The 19,977-nt window shown below is 63.9% G+C and carries 26 protein-coding genes, 1 tRNA gene and 1 pseudogene; 13 read left to right on the forward strand and 15 right to left on the reverse strand.

Annotated elements, in window-relative coordinates:
* Position 1: 1 nt before the first annotated feature.
* The 7 genes from U5A82_RS17235 to U5A82_RS17265 all read left to right on the forward strand — a co-directional run bounded on the left by U5A82_RS17235 (position 2) and on the right by U5A82_RS17265 (position 6,381).
* Positions 2-679, forward strand: coding sequence for a flagellar basal body L-ring protein FlgH (locus U5A82_RS17235; protein ID WP_326292979.1), 678 nt, complete (start codon positions 2-4; stop codon positions 677-679).
* Between the two features lie 17 nt (positions 680-696).
* A complete protein-coding gene (locus tag U5A82_RS17240; RefSeq protein ID WP_326292078.1) occupies positions 697-1,794 on the forward strand; it encodes a flagellar basal body P-ring protein FlgI in 1,098 nt (365 codons plus the stop codon).
* On the forward strand, positions 1,794-2,117 hold the full coding sequence (locus tag U5A82_RS17245; RefSeq protein ID WP_326292079.1) for a rod-binding protein: 324 nt from the start codon (positions 1,794-1,796) through the stop codon (positions 2,115-2,117). Before U5A82_RS17240 ends, U5A82_RS17245 begins: the two co-directional genes overlap by 1 nt.
* Positions 2,114-3,448 carry a flagellar hook-associated protein FlgK gene (gene flgK, locus U5A82_RS17250; RefSeq protein WP_326292080.1) on the forward strand — a complete coding sequence of 445 codons (1,335 nt, stop codon included), beginning with the start codon at positions 2,114-2,116 and terminating at the stop codon, positions 3,446-3,448. Before U5A82_RS17245 ends, flgK begins: the two co-directional genes overlap by 4 nt.
* Before the next feature lie 16 nt (positions 3,449-3,464).
* A complete protein-coding gene (locus U5A82_RS17255) occupies positions 3,465-4,310 on the forward strand; it encodes a flagellin (RefSeq protein WP_326292081.1) in 846 nt (281 codons plus the stop codon).
* Positions 4,311-4,464: 154 nt separating this feature from the next.
* A complete protein-coding gene (motA, locus tag U5A82_RS17260) occupies positions 4,465-5,328 on the forward strand; it encodes a flagellar motor stator protein MotA (RefSeq protein ID WP_150424969.1) in 864 nt (287 codons plus the stop codon).
* Between the two features lie 3 nt (positions 5,329-5,331).
* The gene (locus tag U5A82_RS17265) at positions 5,332-6,381 is read left to right on the forward strand and encodes a flagellar motor protein MotB (RefSeq protein WP_326292084.1); all 1,050 of its coding nucleotides are present in this window, start codon (positions 5,332-5,334) and stop codon (positions 6,379-6,381) included.
* A 153-nt stretch (positions 6,382-6,534) separates the two neighbouring features.
* Here U5A82_RS17265 and U5A82_RS17270 read toward each other — a convergent pair whose 3' ends face one another.
* From U5A82_RS17270 to U5A82_RS17295, 6 genes are all read right to left on the reverse strand, one after another.
* Positions 6,535-7,947 (reverse strand): ATP-binding protein, encoded by a 1,413-nt coding sequence (locus U5A82_RS17270; protein ID WP_326292085.1) that lies wholly within the window; start codon positions 7,945-7,947, stop codon positions 6,535-6,537.
* Positions 7,944-8,663: a response regulator transcription factor gene (locus U5A82_RS17275; RefSeq protein ID WP_326292086.1), complete on the reverse strand. Its 720-nt coding sequence runs from the start codon at positions 8,661-8,663 to the stop codon at positions 7,944-7,946. Before U5A82_RS17275 ends, U5A82_RS17270 begins: the two co-directional genes overlap by 4 nt.
* 147 nt (positions 8,664-8,810) lie before the next feature.
* Complete coding sequence (locus tag U5A82_RS17280; RefSeq protein ID WP_326292088.1) at positions 8,811-9,476, reverse strand: EF-hand domain-containing protein; 666 nt, start codon at positions 9,474-9,476, stop codon at positions 8,811-8,813.
* 132 nt (positions 9,477-9,608) lie between these two features.
* Positions 9,609-10,829: an argininosuccinate synthase gene (locus U5A82_RS17285; protein ID WP_326292089.1), complete on the reverse strand. Its 1,221-nt coding sequence runs from the start codon at positions 10,827-10,829 to the stop codon at positions 9,609-9,611.
* Between the two features lie 145 nt (positions 10,830-10,974).
* On the reverse strand, positions 10,975-11,964 hold the full coding sequence (locus U5A82_RS17290; RefSeq protein WP_326292090.1) for a hypothetical protein: 990 nt from the start codon (positions 11,962-11,964) through the stop codon (positions 10,975-10,977).
* A 178-nt stretch (positions 11,965-12,142) separates the two neighbouring features.
* Complete coding sequence (locus U5A82_RS17295) at positions 12,143-12,331, reverse strand: DUF4169 family protein (RefSeq protein WP_326292091.1); 189 nt, start codon at positions 12,329-12,331, stop codon at positions 12,143-12,145.
* A gap of 116 nt (positions 12,332-12,447) precedes the next feature.
* Between U5A82_RS17295 and U5A82_RS17300 the strand changes: the two genes are divergently transcribed.
* Positions 12,448-13,443, forward strand: coding sequence for a LacI family DNA-binding transcriptional regulator (locus U5A82_RS17300; protein WP_326292092.1), 996 nt, complete (start codon positions 12,448-12,450; stop codon positions 13,441-13,443).
* An 84-nt stretch (positions 13,444-13,527) separates the two neighbouring features.
* Here U5A82_RS17300 and U5A82_RS17305 read toward each other — a convergent pair whose 3' ends face one another.
* Positions 13,528-13,836 (reverse strand): HU family DNA-binding protein, encoded by a 309-nt coding sequence (locus U5A82_RS17305; RefSeq protein ID WP_326292980.1) that lies wholly within the window; start codon positions 13,834-13,836, stop codon positions 13,528-13,530.
* A gap of 102 nt (positions 13,837-13,938) precedes the next feature.
* Between U5A82_RS17305 and U5A82_RS17310 the strand changes: the two genes are divergently transcribed.
* Entirely contained in the window at positions 13,939-14,145 is a 207-nt protein-coding gene (locus tag U5A82_RS17310; RefSeq protein WP_326292093.1) for a hypothetical protein, read from the forward strand.
* Between the two features lie 48 nt (positions 14,146-14,193).
* Here the strand turns inward: U5A82_RS17310 and U5A82_RS17315 are convergent.
* From U5A82_RS17315 to U5A82_RS17345, 7 genes are all read right to left on the reverse strand, one after another.
* Positions 14,194-14,267, reverse strand: a tRNA-Gly gene (locus tag U5A82_RS17315).
* Between the two features lie 27 nt (positions 14,268-14,294).
* The gene (locus U5A82_RS17320) at positions 14,295-15,074 is read right to left on the reverse strand and encodes a tyrosine-type recombinase/integrase (protein WP_326292094.1); all 780 of its coding nucleotides are present in this window, start codon (positions 15,072-15,074) and stop codon (positions 14,295-14,297) included.
* Positions 15,075-15,400: 326 nt separating this feature from the next.
* The gene (locus tag U5A82_RS17325) at positions 15,401-15,628 is read right to left on the reverse strand and encodes a hypothetical protein (RefSeq protein WP_326292095.1); all 228 of its coding nucleotides are present in this window, start codon (positions 15,626-15,628) and stop codon (positions 15,401-15,403) included.
* The gene (locus tag U5A82_RS17330) at positions 15,625-15,993 is read right to left on the reverse strand and encodes a hypothetical protein (RefSeq protein ID WP_326292096.1); all 369 of its coding nucleotides are present in this window, start codon (positions 15,991-15,993) and stop codon (positions 15,625-15,627) included. Before U5A82_RS17330 ends, U5A82_RS17325 begins: the two co-directional genes overlap by 4 nt.
* On the reverse strand, positions 15,990-16,259 hold the full coding sequence (locus U5A82_RS17335; protein ID WP_326292097.1) for a hypothetical protein: 270 nt from the start codon (positions 16,257-16,259) through the stop codon (positions 15,990-15,992). The genes U5A82_RS17330 and U5A82_RS17335 overlap by 4 nt, the downstream gene beginning before the upstream one ends.
* 13 nt (positions 16,260-16,272) lie before the next feature.
* Positions 16,273-16,713 (reverse strand): hypothetical protein, encoded by a 441-nt coding sequence (locus U5A82_RS17340; protein WP_326292098.1) that lies wholly within the window; start codon positions 16,711-16,713, stop codon positions 16,273-16,275.
* A 54-nt stretch (positions 16,714-16,767) separates the two neighbouring features.
* On the reverse strand, positions 16,768-17,133 hold the full coding sequence (locus tag U5A82_RS17345) for an SAM domain-containing protein (RefSeq protein ID WP_326292100.1): 366 nt from the start codon (positions 17,131-17,133) through the stop codon (positions 16,768-16,770).
* Between U5A82_RS17345 and U5A82_RS21750 the strand changes: the two are divergent.
* Positions 17,132-17,581, forward strand: a pseudogene (locus tag U5A82_RS21750) (hypothetical protein); the annotation flags it as partial. The gene U5A82_RS17345 and the pseudogene U5A82_RS21750 sit on opposite strands and share 2 nt — an antisense overlap.
* 123 nt (positions 17,582-17,704) lie before the next feature.
* Here the strand turns inward: U5A82_RS21750 and U5A82_RS17355 are convergent.
* On the reverse strand, positions 17,705-17,839 hold the full coding sequence (locus tag U5A82_RS17355) for a hypothetical protein (protein ID WP_326292102.1): 135 nt from the start codon (positions 17,837-17,839) through the stop codon (positions 17,705-17,707).
* A 27-nt stretch (positions 17,840-17,866) separates the two neighbouring features.
* Here U5A82_RS17355 and U5A82_RS17360 point away from each other — a divergent pair, with 27 nt between their 5' ends.
* From U5A82_RS17360 to U5A82_RS17370, 3 genes are read left to right on the forward strand one after another with little or no spacing between them, the layout of a single operon-like run.
* A complete protein-coding gene (locus U5A82_RS17360) occupies positions 17,867-18,367 on the forward strand; it encodes a DnaT-like ssDNA-binding protein (protein ID WP_326292103.1) in 501 nt (166 codons plus the stop codon).
* A complete protein-coding gene (locus U5A82_RS17365) occupies positions 18,367-18,777 on the forward strand; it encodes a hypothetical protein (protein ID WP_326292104.1) in 411 nt (136 codons plus the stop codon). Before U5A82_RS17360 ends, U5A82_RS17365 begins: the two co-directional genes overlap by 1 nt.
* A complete protein-coding gene (locus tag U5A82_RS17370; RefSeq protein ID WP_326292105.1) occupies positions 18,774-19,967 on the forward strand; it encodes a hypothetical protein in 1,194 nt (397 codons plus the stop codon). The genes U5A82_RS17365 and U5A82_RS17370 overlap by 4 nt, the downstream gene beginning before the upstream one ends.
* The last annotated feature ends 10 nt before the right edge of the window (positions 19,968-19,977 follow it).

The following is a 19,977-nucleotide window of genomic DNA, read 5'->3' on the forward strand; positions in this document are numbered from 1 at the left end:
GATGCGCCTCACCTTCGCCACGCTTACTGCGTTTTCGCTCATCGCCCTAGCCGCGTCGCCGCTCGACGCCAGGCCCAAGAAGCGCGATGTCGAGCGCGACTATTATATGCCCACCATCGCCCAGCCCGTCGCCCCTCCGGCGAACGGGTCGATATTCCAGGCGTCGGTCGGCTATACCCCGCTGACCAGCGGCGCACGCGCCACGACCGTGGGCGACATCATCACCATCGTCCTGGTCGAACGGACGCAGGCCACCAAGAGCACCAGCGCGGACACCGCCCGCAACGGATCGGTCGGCATCACGCCGCCGTCCACCGGCATCCTGTCCAAGCTGTTTTCGCCCAGCGACATCGCGTCGGGTGGCCAGAACACGTTCACCGGCAAGGGCGGCGCGAGCCAGTCCAACGCGCTGAGCGGCGAAATAACCGTGACGATCGCGGCGGTCTATCCCAACGGCACGATGCTGGTGAAGGGTGAAAAGGCGCTGACGCTCAATCGCGGCGACGAGTTCATCCAGATCAGCGGTCTGGTCCGTCAGGCCGACATCGCGCCCGACAACCGGATCGCATCGACCCGCGTCGCCGACGCCAAGATAATCTACAAGGGCAAGGGCGAGATCGCCAATGCCAGCCGCCAGGGCTGGTTCCAGCGCTTCTTCTCCGCGATCAGCCCCTTCTGATGGACAGCATGAACATCATGATCCGTTTCCTTCGCCTGGTTGCGGCCTTCCTGGCGCTGATCGCCGTTCCGGCGCAGGCCGAACGGGTCAAGGATCTGGGCACGTTCCAGGGCGTGCGTCCCAACCAGTTGACCGGCTACGGCATCGTCGTGGGTCTGGCCGGCACCGGCGACGACAGCATCCAATATGCGACCGAAGGCATGAAGGGCGTCGTGTCGCGCTTTGGCCTGACCCTGCCGCAGGGCGTCAATCCGGCGCTCAAGAACGCCGCCGCCGTTCTGGTGACGGCGGACCTGCCCGCCTTCGCCAAGCCCGGCCAGCGCCTGGATGTCACCGTGTCGGCGCTGGGCAAGGCCAAGTCGCTGCGCGGCGGCACGCTGATCATGACGCCGCTGCGTGGTGCGGATAACGAGATTTACGCCATGTCGCAGGGCAATCTGGCGGTCGGCGGCCTAGGCGTGTCCGGCGCGGACGGCAGCCAGGTGTCTGTCAACATCCCGTCGGCCGGGCGCATCCCCGGTGGCGCGACGGTGGAACGCGCGGTCGCGACCGGCTTCGACACGGCGCCCAGCCTGACCTTCAACCTGGCCGAAGCCGACCTGACCACCGCGCTGCGCGTGGCGGACGGCATCAACCATGCCTTTGGCGATCGCCGCGCCCACGCGACCGACGCCGTATCGGTCACGATCGACGCAGCGCCCGGCGCGGAAGATCGCATCATGATGATGGGCATGATCGAAAATATCGAGATTTCGCCCGCCGACGCGCCCGCCAAGGTGATCGTCAACGCCCGCACCGGCACGGTCGTGATCAACGGCGCGGTCAAGATCCATCCGGCCGCCGTGGCGCATGGCAAATTGACCGTCAGCGTCAACGAAAGCCCGCGCATTTCCCAGCCCGCACCCTTCAGCCAGGGGCAGACCGCTGTGGAGCAATCGAGCAGCATCAGCATCGACGAACAAAAGAAACCGATGATTAATTTTAAAGGTGGGGCGTCGCTGGCCGATATAGTGAAGGCGGTCAATGCAATCGGGGCTTCCCCGGCGGATATGGTCGCGATCCTCGAAGCCTTGAAACAGGCGGGCGCGATGAAAGCCGAACTGGTGGTGCTGTGATGCAGGTAACGACGACACAAAGCGCCGCCACGACCGGCGCCGCCCCCTCGCAAAAGGCGCAGCTGACGAAAGTCGCGCAGCAGTTCGAGGCGGTGTTCCTGCGCCAGATGATCGGCGCGATGCGCTCCGCCAGTCTGGCCGAGGGCATCGCCGATTCCGCCGCGACCCAGCAGTTTCGCGACATGGCCGACGCGCGCACCGCCGACGCGATGGCCAGCAAGGGTGCGATGGGCATCGCCGAACTGCTGCTCAAGCAATTTGGCGACCGGGTAAGCGACACGCCGTCGACTGCCGACGCCGCCGCCAAGGCGCCGGGTGCATGAGCGACCTCTTCATCATCGGGTCTTCGGGAACCAGGGCCTATCGATCGGCCATGGCCGCGATCGCCGAAAATATCGCCAATGCCAGCACCGAAGGCTATGCGCGCCGGTCGGTGCGGACGATGGAGTCGGGGTCTTCGACCGCGACGATGGCGACCTATATTTCGCGCGCCAATTTCGGCGGCACGCAGGTGGCGGGCGTCAACCGCGCATCCGACCCCTATCTCGACGCGTCGGTCCGCAACACCGGCATGGCGCTGGGCAGCGCGACGGCGCGGCTGCGCTGGCTGAAAGATTCGGAGACCGCGCTCAATGACAGCAGCACCGGCATCGGCCAGCTGATGACCGGCATTTTCCAGAATATGGAGAAGCTGGCGGCCAGCCCCACCGACACGTCGCTGCGCGTCACCACGCTCGACAGCATCAGCCGGGTCGCGCAATCCTTCAACCAGACCGCCGCCGACCTGAAAGCCGTGTCGGAAGGCATCGCGACCGAAGGCCAGTCGTCCGTCAGCACGATCAACCGGTCGCTGTCCGCACTGGCCGACATCAACAACAGCCTGCTGCGCGCCCAGCCCGATACGTCCGCCTATGCCCAGCTGCTCGACAGCCGCGATTCGGCGTTGCAGGCCTTGTCGGAAAATCTGAACGTCACCATCAGCTTCGGCGCGCATGACAGCGCGCAGGTCAGCTTCGGCGGCCAGACGCTGGTCAGCGGCGATAGCGCAGCCAGCCTGACGATGGCGGCGAACGCCAACGGCACATTGGCGCTCAGCCTGGAAGACGGCACGGCGCTGACCGCACCGGCCAACGGCACGCTGGGCGGTCTGTTTTCCGTGGCCGACACGGTGTCCGATCGTCGCGCGACGCTCGACACGCTGGCGACGCAGTTCGTCACCAACGTCAATGCCTGGCACGCGCAGGGACGGACCGACGCTGGCGCGGCGGGGGGAGCATTGCTGTCCGGCACGACGGCGGCGACCATGACGACTTTGATAAGCGATCCGACCCAATTGGCGCTCAAATCCCCCGATGGGACGCCCAACGGCAACCTGCTCACCGTCACGTCCGTTTTGCGCGGCAATGGCAGCGTCGAACAGAATTGGACGACGCTGATCGCCAGCCAGGCGACGTTGCTGGGATCGACCAAGGCGGAATATGACACGGCGAACAGCCGCAACGATCAGTCCGTCGCCGCGCGCGAAGCGGTGAGCGGCGTCGATCTGGATTTGGAAGCCGCCGACCTGCTGCGCATCCAGCAGGCCTATTCGGCCTCCGCCAAGGTCCTGCAGATCGCCAAAGAGACGATCGATGCCATCATGAACATCATCTGACGGAAAGGACTGATCCATGGTCGGTATCACCAACAAGATCATGCTCGCCGAAATCCGTCGGCAGCAGAAACTGTCCCAAGATCTGGTCGACGGACAGACTGCGATCTCCTCGGGCATCACGCTCACAAAGCCATCCGACAACGCTCTGGCCTGGGTCCAGGTGTCCGACATCGGCCGCGCCCAGGCGCAACAGGCCGCATGGCAGACCAACATCAGCTATGGCACGACCCGGTCGGGCAATGCCGAAGCCAATCTGTCCGAAATCGACAGCATGCTGACGCGCGCGCAGGAACTGGTGACGTCGGCCCGCAACGGGTCGCTCAACGCCAACAGCCGCGCCGCCATCATCGAGGAAATGTCGACCATTCGCGCGACCATCGGCGAATTGCTGAACCAGAAGGATTATCAGGGCGTGTCCGTCTTCGATGACGGGCAAAGCATCCTGGTCCCGGTCAGCAAGGGGCTGAACCTGGCGGTTGTCGGCACCCGGCAGGAGGTGTCGGAAGGCATCGACGTCAATGGAACGCCGATGTCGATCGACGCCATATTGGGCCAGAGCATCGCGGCCGTGCAGGCCGGCGACGACGCCGCCATCTCGGCTTCACTACAGGGCGTGAAGAACGCCCAGGGGCATATCACGATCGAGCAGGCCAAGCAGGGCGTGCGCAGCGACAGGCTGGAAGTGGTCGGCACGCGGCTGACCGACATCGGTCTGGACCTGACTGAACGCCGGTCGGACCTGGAATCGACCGATCTTCAGAAGGTCATCGCCAATGTGAAGGCCGGGTTGCTGCAACTGGATGCGGCGCAGGCGACCTTCGCCCGGATCAACCAGCAGACGCTGTTCGACCTCATCAAATAATCCGCCCGAACAGGGGCGAAACCGACGCCGGACGGAAAAAACCGGCCTGTCCTAAACCGGACGCTAACCAGTCCGTATTAACCACAAGGACACAGCGTCGCCAATCGACGCCGGGACACTACCGCCTCAAGGGCCGTTTCAATCGGGGATTTTCATGTTCGCAGCCATCGGCCTCGTCATTCTGCTCGTCATGGTGTTCGGCGGGTTCGCCTTCACCGGTGGCGACCTTGGCCCGGTGCTCCATGCCCTCCCCCATGAAATGCTGATCATCGGCGGCGCGGCCGTTGGCGCGCTCGTCATCGGCAACAGCGGCGCGGATTTGAAGGCGCTGGGCGGCGGCTTGGGTAAGGTGTTCAAGGGGGCGAAATATAAGAAGCAGGATTTCCTCGACTGCATCTTCCTGGTGAGCAAGCTGATGAAGACGCTGCGCGTCGAAGGCCCGGTGGCGCTGGAACCCCATATCGAAGATCCGTCCAGCTCCACCATCTTCACCGAATATCCCAAGCTGATGAAGGACAAGGCGCTGGTCCACCTGATCAGCGATACGCTGCGTCTGGTCGTCATTTCGTCCGGCACGCTCGATCCGCACGCGGTCGAGGATGTGATGGACAATGCGCTCAAGACGCATCACCATGAAGCGATCAAGCCTGCCGACAATCTGCAAGGGCTGGCCGACGCCCTGCCCGCGCTGGGCATCGTCGCGGCAGTGCTGGGCGTGGTGAAGACCATGGGATCGATCGACCAGCCGCCCGCCATATTGGGCGCGATGATCGGGTCGGCGCTGGTCGGCACGTTCCTGGGCATTCTGCTCGCCTATGGCATGGTCAATCCCTTCGCCAATCGATGCCGTAGCGTGATCGAGGCGGATGGGGCCATTTATCATGTCGTCAAGCAGATCATCATCGCCTCGCTCCACGGCCATCCGCAGCCGCTGGTGATCGAAGCTGCGCGGTCGGGCCTGACCCATGCCAACCAGCCCGGCTTTGCCGAAGTGTTCGACGGCATGCGGGGCAAATAAGCCATGGCCGAAAAGAAGCGCGGCGCGAACGAGCCGGAACCCCGGCCGATCATCGTCAAGAAAATCATCGTCGAAGGCCATGGCGGCCATCATGGCGGCGCGTGGAAGGTCGCCTATGCCGACTTCGTGACGGCGATGATGGCGTTCTTCCTGCTGATGTGGCTGCTGGGCGCGACCACCGAAAAGCAGCGCAAGGGACTGGCCGATTACTTCACGCCCACATTGGTGCAGATGAAGGAGAATTCGGCCGGGTCCAACGGCATGTTCGGCGGCGACAGCATGATGGCCAAGGAAAATTACCCGACCACCGGCGGTCAGGGCAATCTGGCGATCACCATTCCCCGCGACGCCAGTGGCACCAAGGACCAGGGCGGCAAGGCGACCCGTGCCGCCGATCGGCAGAAGTTCGAGGCGATCAAGAAAGAGCTGGAACAGCGCATCGCCAAGCGCATGGCCAAGCTGCTCAAGAATATCCGCTTCACCGAAACGCGCGAAGGGTTGCGCATCGACCTGATCGACGAGGCCGATTTCGCGATGTTCGCGATGGGCACCGATCGCCTGGTGCCGCAGGCCCGCGCGCTGATTTCTGAAGTGGCGGGCGTGTTGCAGACCATGCCCAACCCGCTGATCGTGCGCGGCCATACCGACGGCCTGCCCTATGCATCGGGCCGGACGATGAACAATTGGGTGCTGTCGTCCAGCCGCGCCGAAACGACGCGCAAGGCGTTGGCCGACAGCGGCATCGGCAACGCGCGCTTCGCCCGGATCGAAGGCGTCGCCGACCGCGAACCCTTCATCAAGGACGACGTATACGACCCGCGCAACCGGCGCATGTCGATCATCCTGGGCTGGACCCGCGGCGGTGGCGACAAGACGGACGACGCGGAACCGGACGCGGAAACCAAGGCCGCGATCAAGGAACGCGACGATCCCATGCGCGTGGCGAAGGAACAGGCGCAGAAGCTGGACATGGGCGGCACCGGCCTGCCCAGCGGCGCTGCGCTGATCAACCCGACCGCCAAGGGCGCGTCGGCCAAGCCAGGCAAGCATTGAGCGCTCAAGGATAGCGCCGACTTTTCCTGCCAACAGTTGCGGGTGGTTTGCGGACGGATGGCTTTTCATTCCGTCATCCCAGCGAAGGCTGGGATCTCAGGCCTCGTAGCGCTTCATCGCATGAGACCCCAGCCTTCGCTGGGGTGACGGATATTAACCCGGCAACACTAAACTTGCTTCCAGGCCGCCTTCCGGCCGGTTCGCAAGACGCAATTCGCCCTGATGCTCCGCCATGATCGCGCGGACGAGGGCCAGACCCAGGCCCGCGCCGCCCGTCTCGCGGTTGCGCGATCCTTCCAGGCGGGTGAAGGGTTCCAGCATTTCGGCCATGCGGTCTTCCGCGATGCCCGGCCCGTCGTCGGCGACGGCGATGCGGATCGCGCTACCTTCATGCGTCACCGACACATGGGCGCAGTCGCCATAAACGATCGCGTTTTCGATGAGGTTGCGCAGCGCGCGGCGGATCTGCTGGGGACGGACGAAGGCGACGGCGCGGTCGCTGTCGGCGAGGTCCACGGGCGATCCCAGTTCGATGAAGTCCTCCACCACCGCATCGGCCAGCGCGGCCAGATCGACCTTCTGCGCGGCCTGGCTGCTGCGACCCGCGCGGGCGAGCGAGAGGATATCCTCCAGCATCCGGTTCATCTCGTCGATCGTTTCGGACATGCGCGCCCGCTCGGCATCGTCCTCGACCAATTCGGTGCGGACGCGCAGCGAGGCGAGCGGGGTGCGCAGGTCATGGCCGATCGCGCCCAGCATACGGTCCTTTTCGTCCAGCATCGCGATGATGCGCGCGCGCATGGCGTTGAACGCCATGGTGAGGTCGCGCACGTCACCCGGCCCGCGCTCATCCACCCGATCGGCAAGGCCGGTGCGCGCGAATTGCTGGGCCGAGCCGGTAAGTTGCTTCAACGGCCGGGCTAGGCGACTGCCGACCCAGAGCAGCGGCAGCAGGACGATGACGTAGAGGATCAGGGTCTGACCGATCAGCCAGCCGCCAAAGCGCGCCGGGGGATTGCCGCTGCGGGCTTCGGCCGTGACCCATTTGCCCGCGTCATATTCCACCGCCAGCATCAGTCGTCCCGCACGCGGTCCGCGTGGGCCATCGCCCGTCGTGCGCATCCGTATCCGCTCCCAACGGCGCAGCGGCATGATGCGATCATCCTCCACCGCCATCACCGACCGGGCGGAGACGCCTATGTCGGACAACATGGTTTCGGCCCGCTTTTCGATATCGGGGCGCGGCTTGCCGACGAGAACGGGGCGCGTCGTGCTGAACCGCACCGCGCGCGGGCCATCGCGATCCGGTCGCCTTTCCGGTCCCGGTCCCGGTCCCAGCCCCGGTCCCGGCATCGGACGGGGGCGCTCCGGCCGCCGGTCCGGACGATTGTCGAGCGCATTGATGATCCGGAATACCGCGGGTGCCGTCTGGCTGGTCAGCTGCACGCGGTTGCGTTCCTGCAACAGCAGCACGAAATTGATGGATTGCGCCACGAACAAAGCGAGCGCGACGAGCGCGATGATCTGCCCGACCAGGCTTTGCGGCCACAGGCGCAGCCGCTTCACAGTTTGCGGACTTCCGCAGAAAAGGCATAGCCGCCGCCCCACACGGTCTTGATGAGGGTCGGGTTTTTCGGGTCCGGTTCGATCTTCTTGCGCAGACGGCTGATCTGGTTGTCGATCGCCCGGTCGAAGGCGTTCGCCTCCCGCCCCTGCGTGATGTCGAGCAACTGGTCGCGGCTGAGCACGCTATTGGGGCGCGTGGCGAAGGCGAGCATCAGATTATATTCGGCGGTGGAGAGCGGCAGCGATACGCCTTCGCTATCCACCAGCGTGCGTTCCTGCGTCTTGAGCAGCCAGCCGGCAAAACTGTAATTGGCGCCATCGGGCGCAGTGACGCGCTGGCCGCCGGTGGCGACGCGGCGGAAGATCACCTTGATCCGGGCGACCAGTTCGCGCGGGGAGAAGGGTTTCAGCACATAATCGTCCGCGCCCATTTCCAGGCCGACGATACGGTCCGTCTCTTCGGTGCGGGCGGTCAGCAGGATCACCGGAATCTCTGTGGTTTCGCGGAAGTGGCGGCACAGCGACAGGCCGTCTTCCCCCGGCATCATGATATCGAGGATCACCATGTCGATCGCATTGGCGTTGAGGCGCAGCCGCGCTTCGGACGCGCTTTCCACGGCCGTGACGCGGAAGCCGTTGCGGCCCAGATATTGGGCCAGCGGTTCGCGGATCGAACGCTCGTCATCGACGAGCAGGAGATGGGGTCGGTCGCTCATGATGCCTGTCTGTCACGGCTGGAGAAAGGTTGGAAGGGCGAAGGCGAAGGGGGCAAGCCTTCGCCCTTCCAGTGCGGGTGGCGTGGGTGCGGAGCCAGGGGAGGAACCCCGCGCCCTGCGCCACCCGGAGGGTCGATCGGTCAGCGATCAGTTCTGGGGCGGGGGCGGCGGACCCTTGCGGTCCTTCCATTCGGCCCGCATCGCCTGACGCGCGGCCTTCATTTCGTCGCCGGTGACGAAACCGTCCTTGTTCGCGTCCGCCTTATCGAACATGGCGACCGGGCGGGCCATGAACTGCGCCTTGGTCATGACGGCGTCCTTGTCGGGTCCGCCAGGGCGACCGGGCCCAAAGCCACCGGGACCGCCACGGCCGGGACCGCGATGAGGGCCCCTGCCCCAGCCGCGCCCGTCGCGCTCACCGGGCTTGCCAGCTTCCGCGCGCCGTTCCTGACGCTTTTCAACGCGGGCGTCATGAGCGGCGGTAAATTCCGCCTTGCTGATCTGGCCATTCTTGTCGGCGTCGAGTTCGGCGAAGCGGGCGTCCTGCCGTTGCTGGCGCAGCGCATCGCGATCCTTCTGGGTGATCTGGCCGTCGCGATCGACGTCCATCCTGGCAAAGCGGGCTTCCAGGCTGGCGGTCAGTTCCGCCTTGCTGATCTTGCCGTCCTTGTTCGCGTCGGCTTGCGCCATCATGCCGCCGCGGGGACCGCGCGGGCCATCCGGGCCGGGCTGGGCATAAGCAACATGGGTTGCCGCGAGCCCGCCGACGAACAGCGATCCGACCGCAACGGTGGTGAAGAATGTGCGAAGCATGTCTGTCTTCCTTTTTGCATCTGTTGGGCGGCATGTCCGCCGCCCTTGACGATGTTTATGGAAGGAAGTTGTCCCGCAGATATGTCACGCCGCCCGCTTGTTTGTCGCATATTGTAACGGGCGGCGGCATGGTCATTCCCGGTCGCGACGGCCCAGCAGACGCAGGCGCAGCGCGTTCAATTTGATGAAGCCCGCCGCATCGCGCTGGTCATAGGCGCCCGCATCGTCCTCAAATGTCACAACCTTTTCGCTGTAAAGCGAATAGGGCGACTTGCGACCGACGACATAGACGCCGCCCTTATAGAGCTTCAGCCGAACGGTGCCGGTCACCTTTTCCTGGCTGTAATCGATCGCGGCCTGGAGCATCTCGCGCTCGGGCGAGAACCAGAAGCCGTTATAGATAAGCTCGGCATATTTGGGGGCGAGTTCATCCTTCAGATGCGCGGCGCCACGGTCGAGCGTCAGCTGCTCGATCCCGCGATGGGCGAGATGATAGATGGTGCCGCCCGGCGTTTCATACATGCCGCGCGACTTCATACCCACGAAGCGGTTCTCGACCAGATCGAGGCGGCCGATGCCATGTTTGCGGCCATAGTCGTTGAGCGTTTCGAGCAAGGTCGCAGGCGACATGCCGACGCCATTGATCGCCACGCCGTCGCCCCGCTCGAAATCGATGGTGATATATTCGGGCGCGTCGGGCGCGTCTTCCGGGTTTACCGTGCGCGAATAGACATAGTCAGGGGTCTCTTCCCACGGATCTTCCAGCACTTTGCCTTCCGAGCTGGTGTGCAGCATGTTGGCGTCGGTCGAGAAAGGGCTTTCGCCGCGCTTGTCGCGCGGGATCGGTATCTGATGCTTCTCGGCAAATTCGATCAGCTTGGTACGGCTGGTCAGATCCCATTCGCGCCAGGGGGCGATCACTTTGATGTCGGGGGCGAGGCCATAATAGCCCAGTTCGAAGCGAACCTGATCGTTGCCCTTGCCGGTCGCACCATGGCTGACGGCGTCGGCGCCCAATTGCTTGGCAATCTCGATCTGACGCTTGGCGATCAACGGCCGGGCGATCGAGGTGCCGAGCAGGTACAGGCCTTCATAGAGCGCGTTGGAGCGCATCATCGGGAAGACATAGTCCTTCACGAACTCTTCGCGCAGGTCGTCGATGAAGATATGTTCTTCCTTGACGCCCATCAAGCGCGCCTTGGCGCGGGCCGGCTCCAGCTCTTCGCCCTGCCCCAGGTCGGCGGTGAAGGTCACCACTTCGCACTGGTAGGTTTGCTGCAACCATTTCAGGATCACGCTGGTGTCGAGACCACCGGAAAAGGCAAGGACGATACGGTTGATCTTGTCGGACATGGTTGCGGCGAGCCTTCTGTAAAATGGCGCGGGAATGACCGGCGCGCCGGTAACAGGGCCGCCGCCAAAGCGCAACCGAAGGCGCACAGGAAAAGGGACGGACAGCTGATTGGCTATCCGTCCCTTCCCTTATTTCATTGCCAGATTAACGGGTGCGCGGTTTTAGGAAGCCCGAACGCGCATCCTGATTGCCGAAGCGATAGACCGTCTGGCTGCGGTCGATGGCCGGGGCGGCGACGGGTTCCGCATGCATCGTCTGCGGCGCAGGCGCGGCGACCATAGCGGCCTGGCGCTGGGCGATCAGATGTTGCGCGCGCCGCAGACGCTTGGCCCGGGTGCGGAAAGGGTTGTCCGCACTCGGCGCTGCGGCCACCATAGCCTCCAGCGTGGCGTCTTCGCTCAGGCGATGGCTCGTCGCCGGGACATAAGCCGGACGCGGTGCGGGTTCGGCCGCCATCGGCACGGCTGCGACCGGCGCGGGCACGGTCTCATAAGTAGCGGCAGGAACGCCATCCTGCACGTCCTCATCGCGACGGCGACGGCGCATCAGCGCAGCACCACCCAGGCCCATCAGCAGCAGCGCGCCGCCACCAAGGGCCCACAACAGCGCCTGATCGGTGCGCGCGACGCTCTCAGTCGGCGTAGCGGTGGCGATAGGCGCGGCAGCCGGGGCCTGCGCAGCCATCGGCGTTGCCGACGATGGCGCAGGCATGGCTGCGGGCGCGGTCGGCGCAGGTGCGGCTGGCGTCATCGCAGCAGGGCGTGGCGCGGTAGCAGGCCGTTCAGCGGCACGCACCGGCGCGGCGCGCGTTGCGCCGCGAGGGGAAGCGACGGGTGCCGCAGCCTGCTCCGCTTCAACTGCCGCCGTGGCAGCGGCGATGCGCTCTTCCACGGGCACCGTCTGTTGCACGACCGGCTGACTCGGCGCAAATTGCGGCGTTGCTGCGGCCGTCGTCGGCGCAGGGGTCGGCACCACTGTCGCGGGTGCCACGGGCGGCGTCGGCACGGTGACGTCCGGCGTCATCGTCGGCACGTCTACAGGCGCGGTCTGGGCCAGCAGCGGGGTTGCGGTCAAAGCCAGAACAGCGGCAATCGCGGCCCTGGCGGGGCGGGTTGTGCGAATATTTCCAGTCATAGCCCAACATCAACGGCTCACCACGCGATTCAATGCAAGGCCCTGACAGGAATCGCGATGAATTGTGATGCTATAGCGACAAGACGATCAGCATGAACAGACGTTCATATTAAGATGAACCGCAGATTTATGAAATAGCGCTGCGCTTTACTGCAAGACCATCCTTTTCCGTTTCGAATTACTTCTCGTCATTTCTATCAAGCCGAGCGCCATCTAGAAGAATAGCGCGCTTTTGTTCCTCGGCGGCATCCGCGACACGCTGCGCCCTAGTCCGGCCGAAGCGGGCGCGATTTTCGTCAGCGGTCTTCGCCTTGTCCACGCGCGCCTTCGCTTTGCGCGCCTGCCGCAGATTGACGATGTTGGTCATGGCCGGTCCTGTCCCCTTGTCGCGGTCCGGTCATAATCTTGTCGCGGCCATCTTGCCAATCGGCCTTGGCTGGCGTCATGGTCGATGCCGTCCCTTTTCCAGCGGTGCGAAACAGCATGACCAGCATCCACGACGTCGCCGCGCTCGCCCGGGTATCGATCAAGACGGTATCGCGCGTCGTCAACAAGGCGCCCAATGTCAGCCCGGCCTTGCAGGCGCGGGTCGACGCCGCGATCAAGCAGCTCGACTATCGCCCCAACCAATCGGCACGACGACTGGCTGGCGGGCGGTCCTTCATGATCGCCTTTCTCTACAATAATCCCGCCCCCGGTTATGTCAGCCGTATCCAGATCGGCGCGGCGTGGCGATGCCGCGAACTGGGCTATCATCTGGTGGTGGAGCCGATCTCACCCGGTGGCGAGGAACGTTATGAGGTGCTGGACCGACTGGTGGGCGCGCTGCGCCCGGACGGCGTGCTGCTGGTGCCACCACTGTCGGACGATGAAGGGCTGCTGGCGCGGCTGGCGGAGATGAAGCTGCCCTGCGCCCGCATCGCCGGATCGGTCGCGGCCGCGCATTTTACGATTCCCACGCCCGAGCGCACCGCCGGGCGCATGGTGGCGGATCATCTGATCGCGCTGGGCCATCGACGAATCGGCGTGATCACCCCGCCCCCGTCCCACCGCGCGGCGCTGCGACGAGTCGACGGGTTTCGCGATGGGCTGGCGGCGGCGGGTATCGCGATCGCCGATTCGCTGTTCATCGAGGGCCGGTTCGACTTCGCGTCGGGCATCGAAGCGGGCGAGGCCCTGCTGGCGCTGCCCGAGCCGCCGACGGCCGTGTTCGCCACCAATGACGAGATGGCGCTGGGCGTCCTGACATTGGCGCACCGCATCGGGCTGCGCGTGCCGGAGGATCTGTCGGTGACGGGTTTCGACGACACCACCGCCAGCCTGACGTCCTGGCCCCCGCTCACCACCGTGCGGCAACCGCTGGAGGATATGGGACGCTCCGTCATCGACGCGCTCGCCAACGGGCCGGTCGACACGCCGGAATTTCTGTTCACGCTGGTGGAAAGGGGCAGTTCGGGACCGCCATCTGCGGGCGGCTGAGATGCCCGCCCGGTGCCGATGCGATCGGCGACGTGCATATAAAGGGCATCCGGTCCCGCGCGAACGCGGGACCGGACAGTCGCATCAGCCGTTCAGCTGATCCTTGACCGCCTTGGCAGGCGCGAAGCCGAGCTTCTTGGAAGCCGCGATCTGGATGGTCGCGCCGGTCGCAGGGTTGCGGCCTTCACGGGCGGCGCTTTCCTTGACCTTGAACTTGCCGAAGCCGTTCACGGACACTTCTTCACCCTTGGCGGCGGCAGCGGCGATCGACGAAAAGACCGTATCGACAGCCTTCTTTGCATCAGCCTTGGTCAGGCCCAGTTCGGTCGCAACAGCATCTGCGAGGTCGCTATTATTCATGTCGTGCCTTTCTTGGAGAATTTCCTGACGCATAGCCCCGGTTTGCGACCGCATGCAAGACGTTGCGATGTCGCATCGTCAAGAAATGGTCGTAGGCTCTGGACAGGATCGCGCATCGCTCGCTAACGCGCCGCCATGAGCATCGTTGCAACCATCATGAACTCCGCCACCGGCCAGCCCATTCAGAAGATGACCTTCGGGCGCATGCCCAAGCCTTGGGCCACGTTCAACCTGGAAAGCGGCGAACGCGTGACCGCCGATCGCGTCCATGTGGGTAAGCCCGCCCCCGGCAAGTTCGTAGCGCCCGTGGAAGTATGGGTCACGCCCAAGGCTGTCGGCTGACCATCGTTCCGGCGGCGGACGAAAAGCGGTTGCGTTATATGGTAGCGCTGGAGCGGGTAGCGGGGATCGAACCCGCATCACAAGCTTGGAAGGCTAGTGCTCTACCATTGAGCTATACCCGCATTTCAATGACTTAGCGCCATCGCAGCCTAGCGTTTTACAGATCGTTTTACCGAAGCCTGTGCAAGACGTTCGCCCAGTGCCACGACAATGGCCGCGTCGTCAACATAGTGTGAGCGAATTTCTGACACCTGTTCGGGTGTCCAGCCCATGAGATTGGCGATTTCCTTGTCGGTCAGATTGAGGCCGGGCGCGGTCATCAGCTTCGTGGCGTAGGTGCCGCGGATATCGTGCAGATGCTTCCAACGCTTTTCGCCGTCGCTGTCGACGTGGTGCAGATCTGTTTCGCGGATCGCTTTGCCGAATGATCCGGACAGGCCATTGCCAGACCAGGGCGTCCCGTGGCTGGTGACCAGCACAGTTTCCACATCGGGTTTGCGCGGCCGCGTTTTGAGATCGTCGAGCAGCTGCTGAAGCGTCGGCAGAATCGGCATGACGACTCGGCGCCGCTTCCCCCTGCTCTTCTTGCGTGCGATTCGGGTGATCGCGACGGCGCCTATCTCTGCCCAGGTCAGGCCGATGAGATCCGCGCGCCGCAATCCCGTCTCGGCCGCCAGCGCAGCGACGTCGCGAAGCGACTGGACAACCTTCCTATGGCTATTCCACGTCGCGAAATCCTGGTCCGTCCAGATGATCTCCGCGCGCTGGGCATTGCGGTAAAGCGTCGGGATGCCTGCTGCTATGTTGACGGTCACCTGACCGCGCAACCTGGCGAACTCTAAAAGGCGAGCAAGCTGCGCGATCGCGATGTCGGCCGCGCGTGGCGTCTCGGCCATTTCGTCCCGCCACTTCACGACCTGGGTCACCATGCGTGGGTTGCACCACAGGCGCAGCGGCACGTCGGGCCAGCGGGCTTCAATCTTGTCCAGCGCCCTGCCCCATGTATCGCGCGTCGACGCTTGGAGGGCTTTCCATTCGGGACTGGCGCGATAGGCGGTAGCGAGGCCCGCGACTGTGTCTTTGGGAACCGGCTTCGACGCCTCCAGCGCGGCGGCGATGGCCCTGATATCGGCCTGAGTGATGGTAGGTTTGGGGCCGCCTTCTACCGACCTGATGCGCGGACCGCCCCGCCATGCGTAGATGTAGTATCGCACCGGCTTTCCCGCCTTGCGCGATGTGACGATATGGACGCCATCTACCCCAGTTTTCCGCTCTGTAGCCATTCGTCAAACTCATCCTTCGGCGCGGCAGTGGGAATCGCGGCGCGATCGAAAATACGGATCGTCCCGTCAGGACATATCTCCAGGCCGCCGGGGTTGATACCCATTGCTTCGGCCGCCTCCTTCGCATGCCGAATTGCGACCTTGCCAGGATACACGGCTTTGCCCCTTCGGCGTGCGGCCGGGACGGTGTGCGCGTTCATGCGGCCTCCGTCGCGTAGGGGGGCCAGCCCATGGGACGAACCCAGCGATACAGGGCCAAAAGGTCCGCTGTCTTGATGCGGTTCGCCTCGATCGTCTGGTCTAGCTTTGCATCTGCTTTGCAGGCGGTCGCCCATAGGTTCTTTGCCATGACCGCTCGCTCATCGTCTCTCCAGCGCTGCGGGTGGCGGGCTTGGCAATGCGGATCGCCCGCCGCCAGGCCCGCCATCTGCTCGATGTTGGACCAAAGCGCGTCGTCATATCGGGCACGATCCGATTGCCCCTGCCCGGCAGCTTCCAAAGCGGCCTTGCGGCGGGCGCGTTCGTCGCGCGCGATCTGGTGCAGCTGGGCTGGGGTGCGGGTCATTTTTCGACGCTGCCCTGATGGAGGGCGATACCCTTGCCGTGGCCGAAGAGGGCAATGATCTTCGTGCGAACGTCTTCCGACCACGCTTCGAAATGCTCGCCGACAGCAACGCCATCAACGCCTCGCGCGATTTCCTCTTGCTCATCTTCTTCGGGCCAGTGGTCAAGGTCCGAGAATAACGCGGCCTGCCAGGCCTCCCAATGGAAAGGCGACAGGATTTCGTTCAAATCGTCATAGAGTTTTTCGGCAGCGTAGTCGCGACCCACACCCACCCCGGCATCATCCGTTCGCGCTGGGGTGGCGAGGGCTATCGGGATCGACCGTGTTGCTGATCGTCTCGACATTGCGCGTTTCGCCGAACTGGTCGGGGTCGTTCATATGATTGATCAGCCACTTTTCCGACCAAGCCGTCAAAAACTGCTGCAATTCGGCTTCCGCCACCTTCTGCTGATCTTCTGGCAGCAGCCATTCGGGATAGTCACCCTCGCCCGAATAATAGTCGCTGGTGTCGCCCAGATGCTCGAAATAGTCGTTGATGATCGTGTCGGCATCCAGCGGCGGCGGAATCAGCGAGCAGGCTTCCATGACGACGAAATCGCCCTCGCCTTCACCAATATCGCGCATAGCGCCAGCGACAGCATCATCGCGGGTGCTACAAGGGCCGACAGTCATCCATTCATCGGTGCGGCCTGCCCACCAATTCCAAAGATCCTTGGTCATCATATTTCCCGGCCCCGCTTATTAGGCTGACGGGCCGTTCCCTTGAGAAACTGGTTAGGCGGCGGCCTGCTCAGCCTTCGCTTCGTAGCGATCGCCACAAAACGGGCAGAACGTGTGCGCCGCGATCGAAGGCTTGCTGCGGCGGTTTTCCCGCTTGCCGGTGTCCTTTCGGAGGATCTGCGTCGTGGTGCGCAAGCTCATTGTCTTGAGGTCGCGTGAGAGGGAGATGGAGGTTTCCAGCTCCTGCCCGTCACCGGTCAGGATTTCCCCCGCCAGTTTGAGCATATAGGTGCGGCGCGTCTTGCTTTCGCCGCCACCTCTCCCGCTCGCCATGATGGTTGAGAACTGGCTGGCAGTCGGGATGCCCATGCGGCAGGCGAACCATTCCGGGGTGCCTTGGACGTAATTGTATATCTGCATGTCAGGCGGCCTTGAGAGTAGCCAGCACAGCGGCGAAGTCCGAAGCCCAAAGGTCTTCGATTTTGGCGATGCTGTAGCTGCATTTGTCGTTCAGGAAGGTGACGAAGCGCGGTTCCGACTTGCTCTTTATGTTGAGCATGTCGCGCAACTGCTGAGCCTGTTCGAGGCTTATCGTCTCGATGGCGCTGGCGTCGTTTCCGTCGTCGTCGCGGGTGGCAATAAGCACAAGGGCAAGCATCTGCGCGGCTTCAATGTCGAAGATAAGGCGAGCGGGACGGGCTTGATCCAGTCCCTGCGAAAGAAAGCGATTCCTGTCGTCGGCATCCCCCGCGACCGGGACAAGTACACGCGCGGGCTTGATGCAGCGCCATGGGTGGCAACCGGCATGGTCCATTTGCCAAACGATCACGAATGCAAGGTAGCTCTGCGCGCCGAATTGCAGATGTTCGACGGACTTGGCACTGGATGGGACGATCAGGTCGACCCGCTGATGGACGCCATTCACCAGCACCTCGCCATTTGCATATGCTGCGGTGGTCGACACGGCGAACAATCAGATGCCGTGCAAGATTCAGACGCGATCAGCCACGGCCTTCACCGGCATCTGCAACGCCGCGCAGAACACAGTGCTTTCCCTGTCGGTCGTAACGACCGGCCTGACGCTCTTGCCGTTCGGCACCACCTGCACCGCTGGCACGGCGGTCATGTGGGTTGCACGGGAGCCTACTCAGTAATGGCGGCGTACGGCGACGATGCAGGCTTCCAAACCTGGCTTGATGAGCAGGGCTATGTGCTGCCTGGAACGGCGCCGTCGCTTGCGGTCCTGCGCGCGCGTGGCAGCGCCTACGTCGATGGCTATGAGGCGCAATGGACGGGCTATCGCATTGGCGGCGCGGTGCAGGATCTGGCCTGGCCCCGTACTGGCGCGCGCTTCAATTGCGTGCAGGCGATTCCCGACAACATCATTCCTCCCTCGATCATCAATGCTGCATACCGCGCGGCATGGCTAGAAGCTGAGACACCAGGCATCCTCATCGGATCGTCGGCAGGGCTTGGCCAGCGCGTGAAGCGTGAGCGGGTCGAGGGCGCTGTTGATGTCGAGTATTTCGATGACGGCAAGCCCGGCAGCAGTGGCGGCCCTTCGTTCATAGACAGCATGATCGACGGCGCTCTGCGGGCCTTTATCTGCGATAACAGCAAGGGCGCGGCGTTCCTGTGGACGCTCGGAAGCTGATGGCCGACATTTACACCCGCATGCAGGCCACGGCGCGGCGATTGCTAGCCCCAACCGACCAGGGCGGCCTTGGGCAAGGCGAGATCGCTATCGTGCGCTATGTCGCGGGTGAAGCGCCGGCTAATCCGTGGGAGCCGCCATCGGCCCCGACGCTTGAACGCATCCCTCTCGACGGCGCGGCGCGCGGGGTCGGCAAGGAGCTTGTGGGAACGCCGGTTGAGAATGGCGGCCAGATCGTCGCCACAGACCTGCTCGTCATCGTCGCCGTGCCGGAAAGCGGCTACAACGCCGATGATTACGAGCCTGCGGATGTGCTGGAAATCGACGGTGCGCCCGTTACCGTCATGTCGGTGAAGAATATCCCAGCGGCAGGCACGCCCTGCGTCATTCAGTTCGTGGCTCGGCAATGAGCGACGACCTCCAAGCCCTGGTCGACCAGCTTGAACCGTTGCTGGCTGCTGTGTTCATTGCGGCAATCGCCACGCTGCGCGCCGGGATTGATTACCCTCGTCTCCTGATCGCCCTGCGCACCGGTGACATCGATGCAGCGATTGACGCCCTAAACATCGAAAGCGGCGTGTTCAGCGGCTATGTGCTGGAGCGCCAGGCGGCGTTTGCGAAGGCTGGCGCTGTCGTGTCGGAAGCGGTCACGAAAGATCGGGTGGCATTCTTCCGGCGCGAAACCCGCGATCCATCTATTCGCGGGCCTGTGCTGGAGCCTGAAGCGCGTGGCCCAGATCGGACGCCACCCCCTGCTCCGCCGTCTCTATCGCTGGACGGCCCGACGCCGACGAACATCGTGTTCCGCTTCGATATGCAGAACCCCCGCGCGGAAAACCGTATCCGATCGGAGGCCGCCACCCGTGTCGCTGGCTATGTCGATGAGCAGGTGGAAACGGCGCGCAAGGTGATCGCGGACGGGTTCAGCCGTGGCGAAGGGCCGCAGACGATCGCAACCACCATCGCCGGGCGCGTCGATCCGAACAGCAAGCGCCGACAGGGCGGCATAGTCGGCCTGTCCGATCCCCAGGTGGGCTATGTCGATTCCATGCGCGCCCGCCTGCTGTCCGGTGATCCCGACGAGATGATGAAGGTGCTGGGACGCTTCGACAAAGGCGGGAAATGGATAGAAGGCACCGGCATGACCCGCCGCGATCGTCGCTATGACGGCGCGATCAAGCGGGCAATTGCGGCCATCGCGAAGGGCAAGCCGAACCCACTGACGCGCGACAAGATTTACGAGCTGACGGCTAAATATTCCGACCGGCTGCTGGCCAAGCGCGCCGACGACATCGCGCGGACGGAAACCGCCCAAGGGGTCATGATGGCGCGCGCCGAAGCGACGAAACAGGCGCTCGACAAGAGCGGCTTGGACGATGCGGCAGTGGAGAAGATTTGGCGGCACCTTGGCGGCCTGCATCATGCGCGTGATTGGCATCTCGCCATGAACGGCAAGAGCGTCACCGGAATCGACGCCGTGTTCCACATGCCCGATGGATCATTGATGCTGCACAGCCATGATCCACAGGGCGGGGCGAAAAACAACGTGGCATGTCGCTGCTCAACTGACTTTGACATTGATTGGGCCGCTGGCCTGTAGGAGGAGAACG

This window comes from Sphingobium sp. CR2-8 (assembly GCF_035818615.1).
GTDB lineage: Bacteria > Pseudomonadota > Alphaproteobacteria > Sphingomonadales > Sphingomonadaceae > Sphingobium.

What these genes read in the sequence shown, in the direction of transcription:
- U5A82_RS17280 (WP_326292088.1), bottom strand. Translation starts at nt 9,476, where the DNA reads ATGCTTCGCACATTCTTCACCACCGTTGCGGTCGGATCGCTGTTCGTC.
- U5A82_RS17305 (WP_326292980.1), bottom strand. Translation starts at nt 13,836, where the DNA reads ATGCGTCAGGAAATTCTCCAAGAAAGGCACGACATGAATAATAGCGAC.
- U5A82_RS17295 (WP_326292091.1), bottom strand. Translation starts at nt 12,331, where the DNA reads ATGACCAACATCGTCAATCTGCGGCAGGCGCGCAAAGCGAAGGCGCGC.
- U5A82_RS17290 (WP_326292090.1), bottom strand. Translation starts at nt 11,964, where the DNA reads ATGACTGGAAATATTCGCACAACCCGCCCCGCCAGGGCCGCGATTGCC.
- U5A82_RS17320 (WP_326292094.1), bottom strand. Translation starts at nt 15,074, where the DNA reads ATGGTGACCCAGGTCGTGAAGTGGCGGGACGAAATGGCCGAGACGCCA.
- U5A82_RS17235 (WP_326292979.1), top strand. Translation starts at nt 2, where the DNA reads ATGCGCCTCACCTTCGCCACGCTTACTGCGTTTTCGCTCATCGCCCTA.
- U5A82_RS17240 (WP_326292078.1), top strand. Translation starts at nt 697, where the DNA reads ATGATCCGTTTCCTTCGCCTGGTTGCGGCCTTCCTGGCGCTGATCGCC.
- U5A82_RS17300 (WP_326292092.1), top strand. Translation starts at nt 12,448, where the DNA reads ATGACCAGCATCCACGACGTCGCCGCGCTCGCCCGGGTATCGATCAAG.
- U5A82_RS17330 (WP_326292096.1), bottom strand. Translation starts at nt 15,993, where the DNA reads ATGACCCGCACCCCAGCCCAGCTGCACCAGATCGCGCGCGACGAACGC.
- U5A82_RS17245 (WP_326292079.1), top strand. Translation starts at nt 1,794, where the DNA reads ATGCAGGTAACGACGACACAAAGCGCCGCCACGACCGGCGCCGCCCCC.
- U5A82_RS17340 (WP_326292098.1), bottom strand. Translation starts at nt 16,713, where the DNA reads ATGACCAAGGATCTTTGGAATTGGTGGGCAGGCCGCACCGATGAATGG.
- U5A82_RS17255 (WP_326292081.1), top strand. Translation starts at nt 3,465, where the DNA reads ATGGTCGGTATCACCAACAAGATCATGCTCGCCGAAATCCGTCGGCAG.
- motA (WP_150424969.1), top strand. Translation starts at nt 4,465, where the DNA reads ATGTTCGCAGCCATCGGCCTCGTCATTCTGCTCGTCATGGTGTTCGGC.
- U5A82_RS17345 (WP_326292100.1), bottom strand. Translation starts at nt 17,133, where the DNA reads ATGCAGATATACAATTACGTCCAAGGCACCCCGGAATGGTTCGCCTGC.
- U5A82_RS17370 (WP_326292105.1), top strand. Translation starts at nt 18,774, where the DNA reads ATGAGCGACGACCTCCAAGCCCTGGTCGACCAGCTTGAACCGTTGCTG.
- U5A82_RS17325 (WP_326292095.1), bottom strand. Translation starts at nt 15,628, where the DNA reads ATGAACGCGCACACCGTCCCGGCCGCACGCCGAAGGGGCAAAGCCGTG.
- flgK (WP_326292080.1), top strand. Translation starts at nt 2,114, where the DNA reads ATGAGCGACCTCTTCATCATCGGGTCTTCGGGAACCAGGGCCTATCGA.
- U5A82_RS17265 (WP_326292084.1), top strand. Translation starts at nt 5,332, where the DNA reads ATGGCCGAAAAGAAGCGCGGCGCGAACGAGCCGGAACCCCGGCCGATC.
- U5A82_RS17355 (WP_326292102.1), bottom strand. Translation starts at nt 17,839, where the DNA reads ATGACCGCCGTGCCAGCGGTGCAGGTGGTGCCGAACGGCAAGAGCGTC.
- U5A82_RS17360 (WP_326292103.1), top strand. Translation starts at nt 17,867, where the DNA reads ATGGCGGCGTACGGCGACGATGCAGGCTTCCAAACCTGGCTTGATGAG.
- U5A82_RS17285 (WP_326292089.1), bottom strand. Translation starts at nt 10,829, where the DNA reads ATGTCCGACAAGATCAACCGTATCGTCCTTGCCTTTTCCGGTGGTCTC.
- U5A82_RS17365 (WP_326292104.1), top strand. Translation starts at nt 18,367, where the DNA reads ATGGCCGACATTTACACCCGCATGCAGGCCACGGCGCGGCGATTGCTA.
- U5A82_RS17275 (WP_326292086.1), bottom strand. Translation starts at nt 8,663, where the DNA reads ATGAGCGACCGACCCCATCTCCTGCTCGTCGATGACGAGCGTTCGATC.
- U5A82_RS17310 (WP_326292093.1), top strand. Translation starts at nt 13,939, where the DNA reads ATGAGCATCGTTGCAACCATCATGAACTCCGCCACCGGCCAGCCCATT.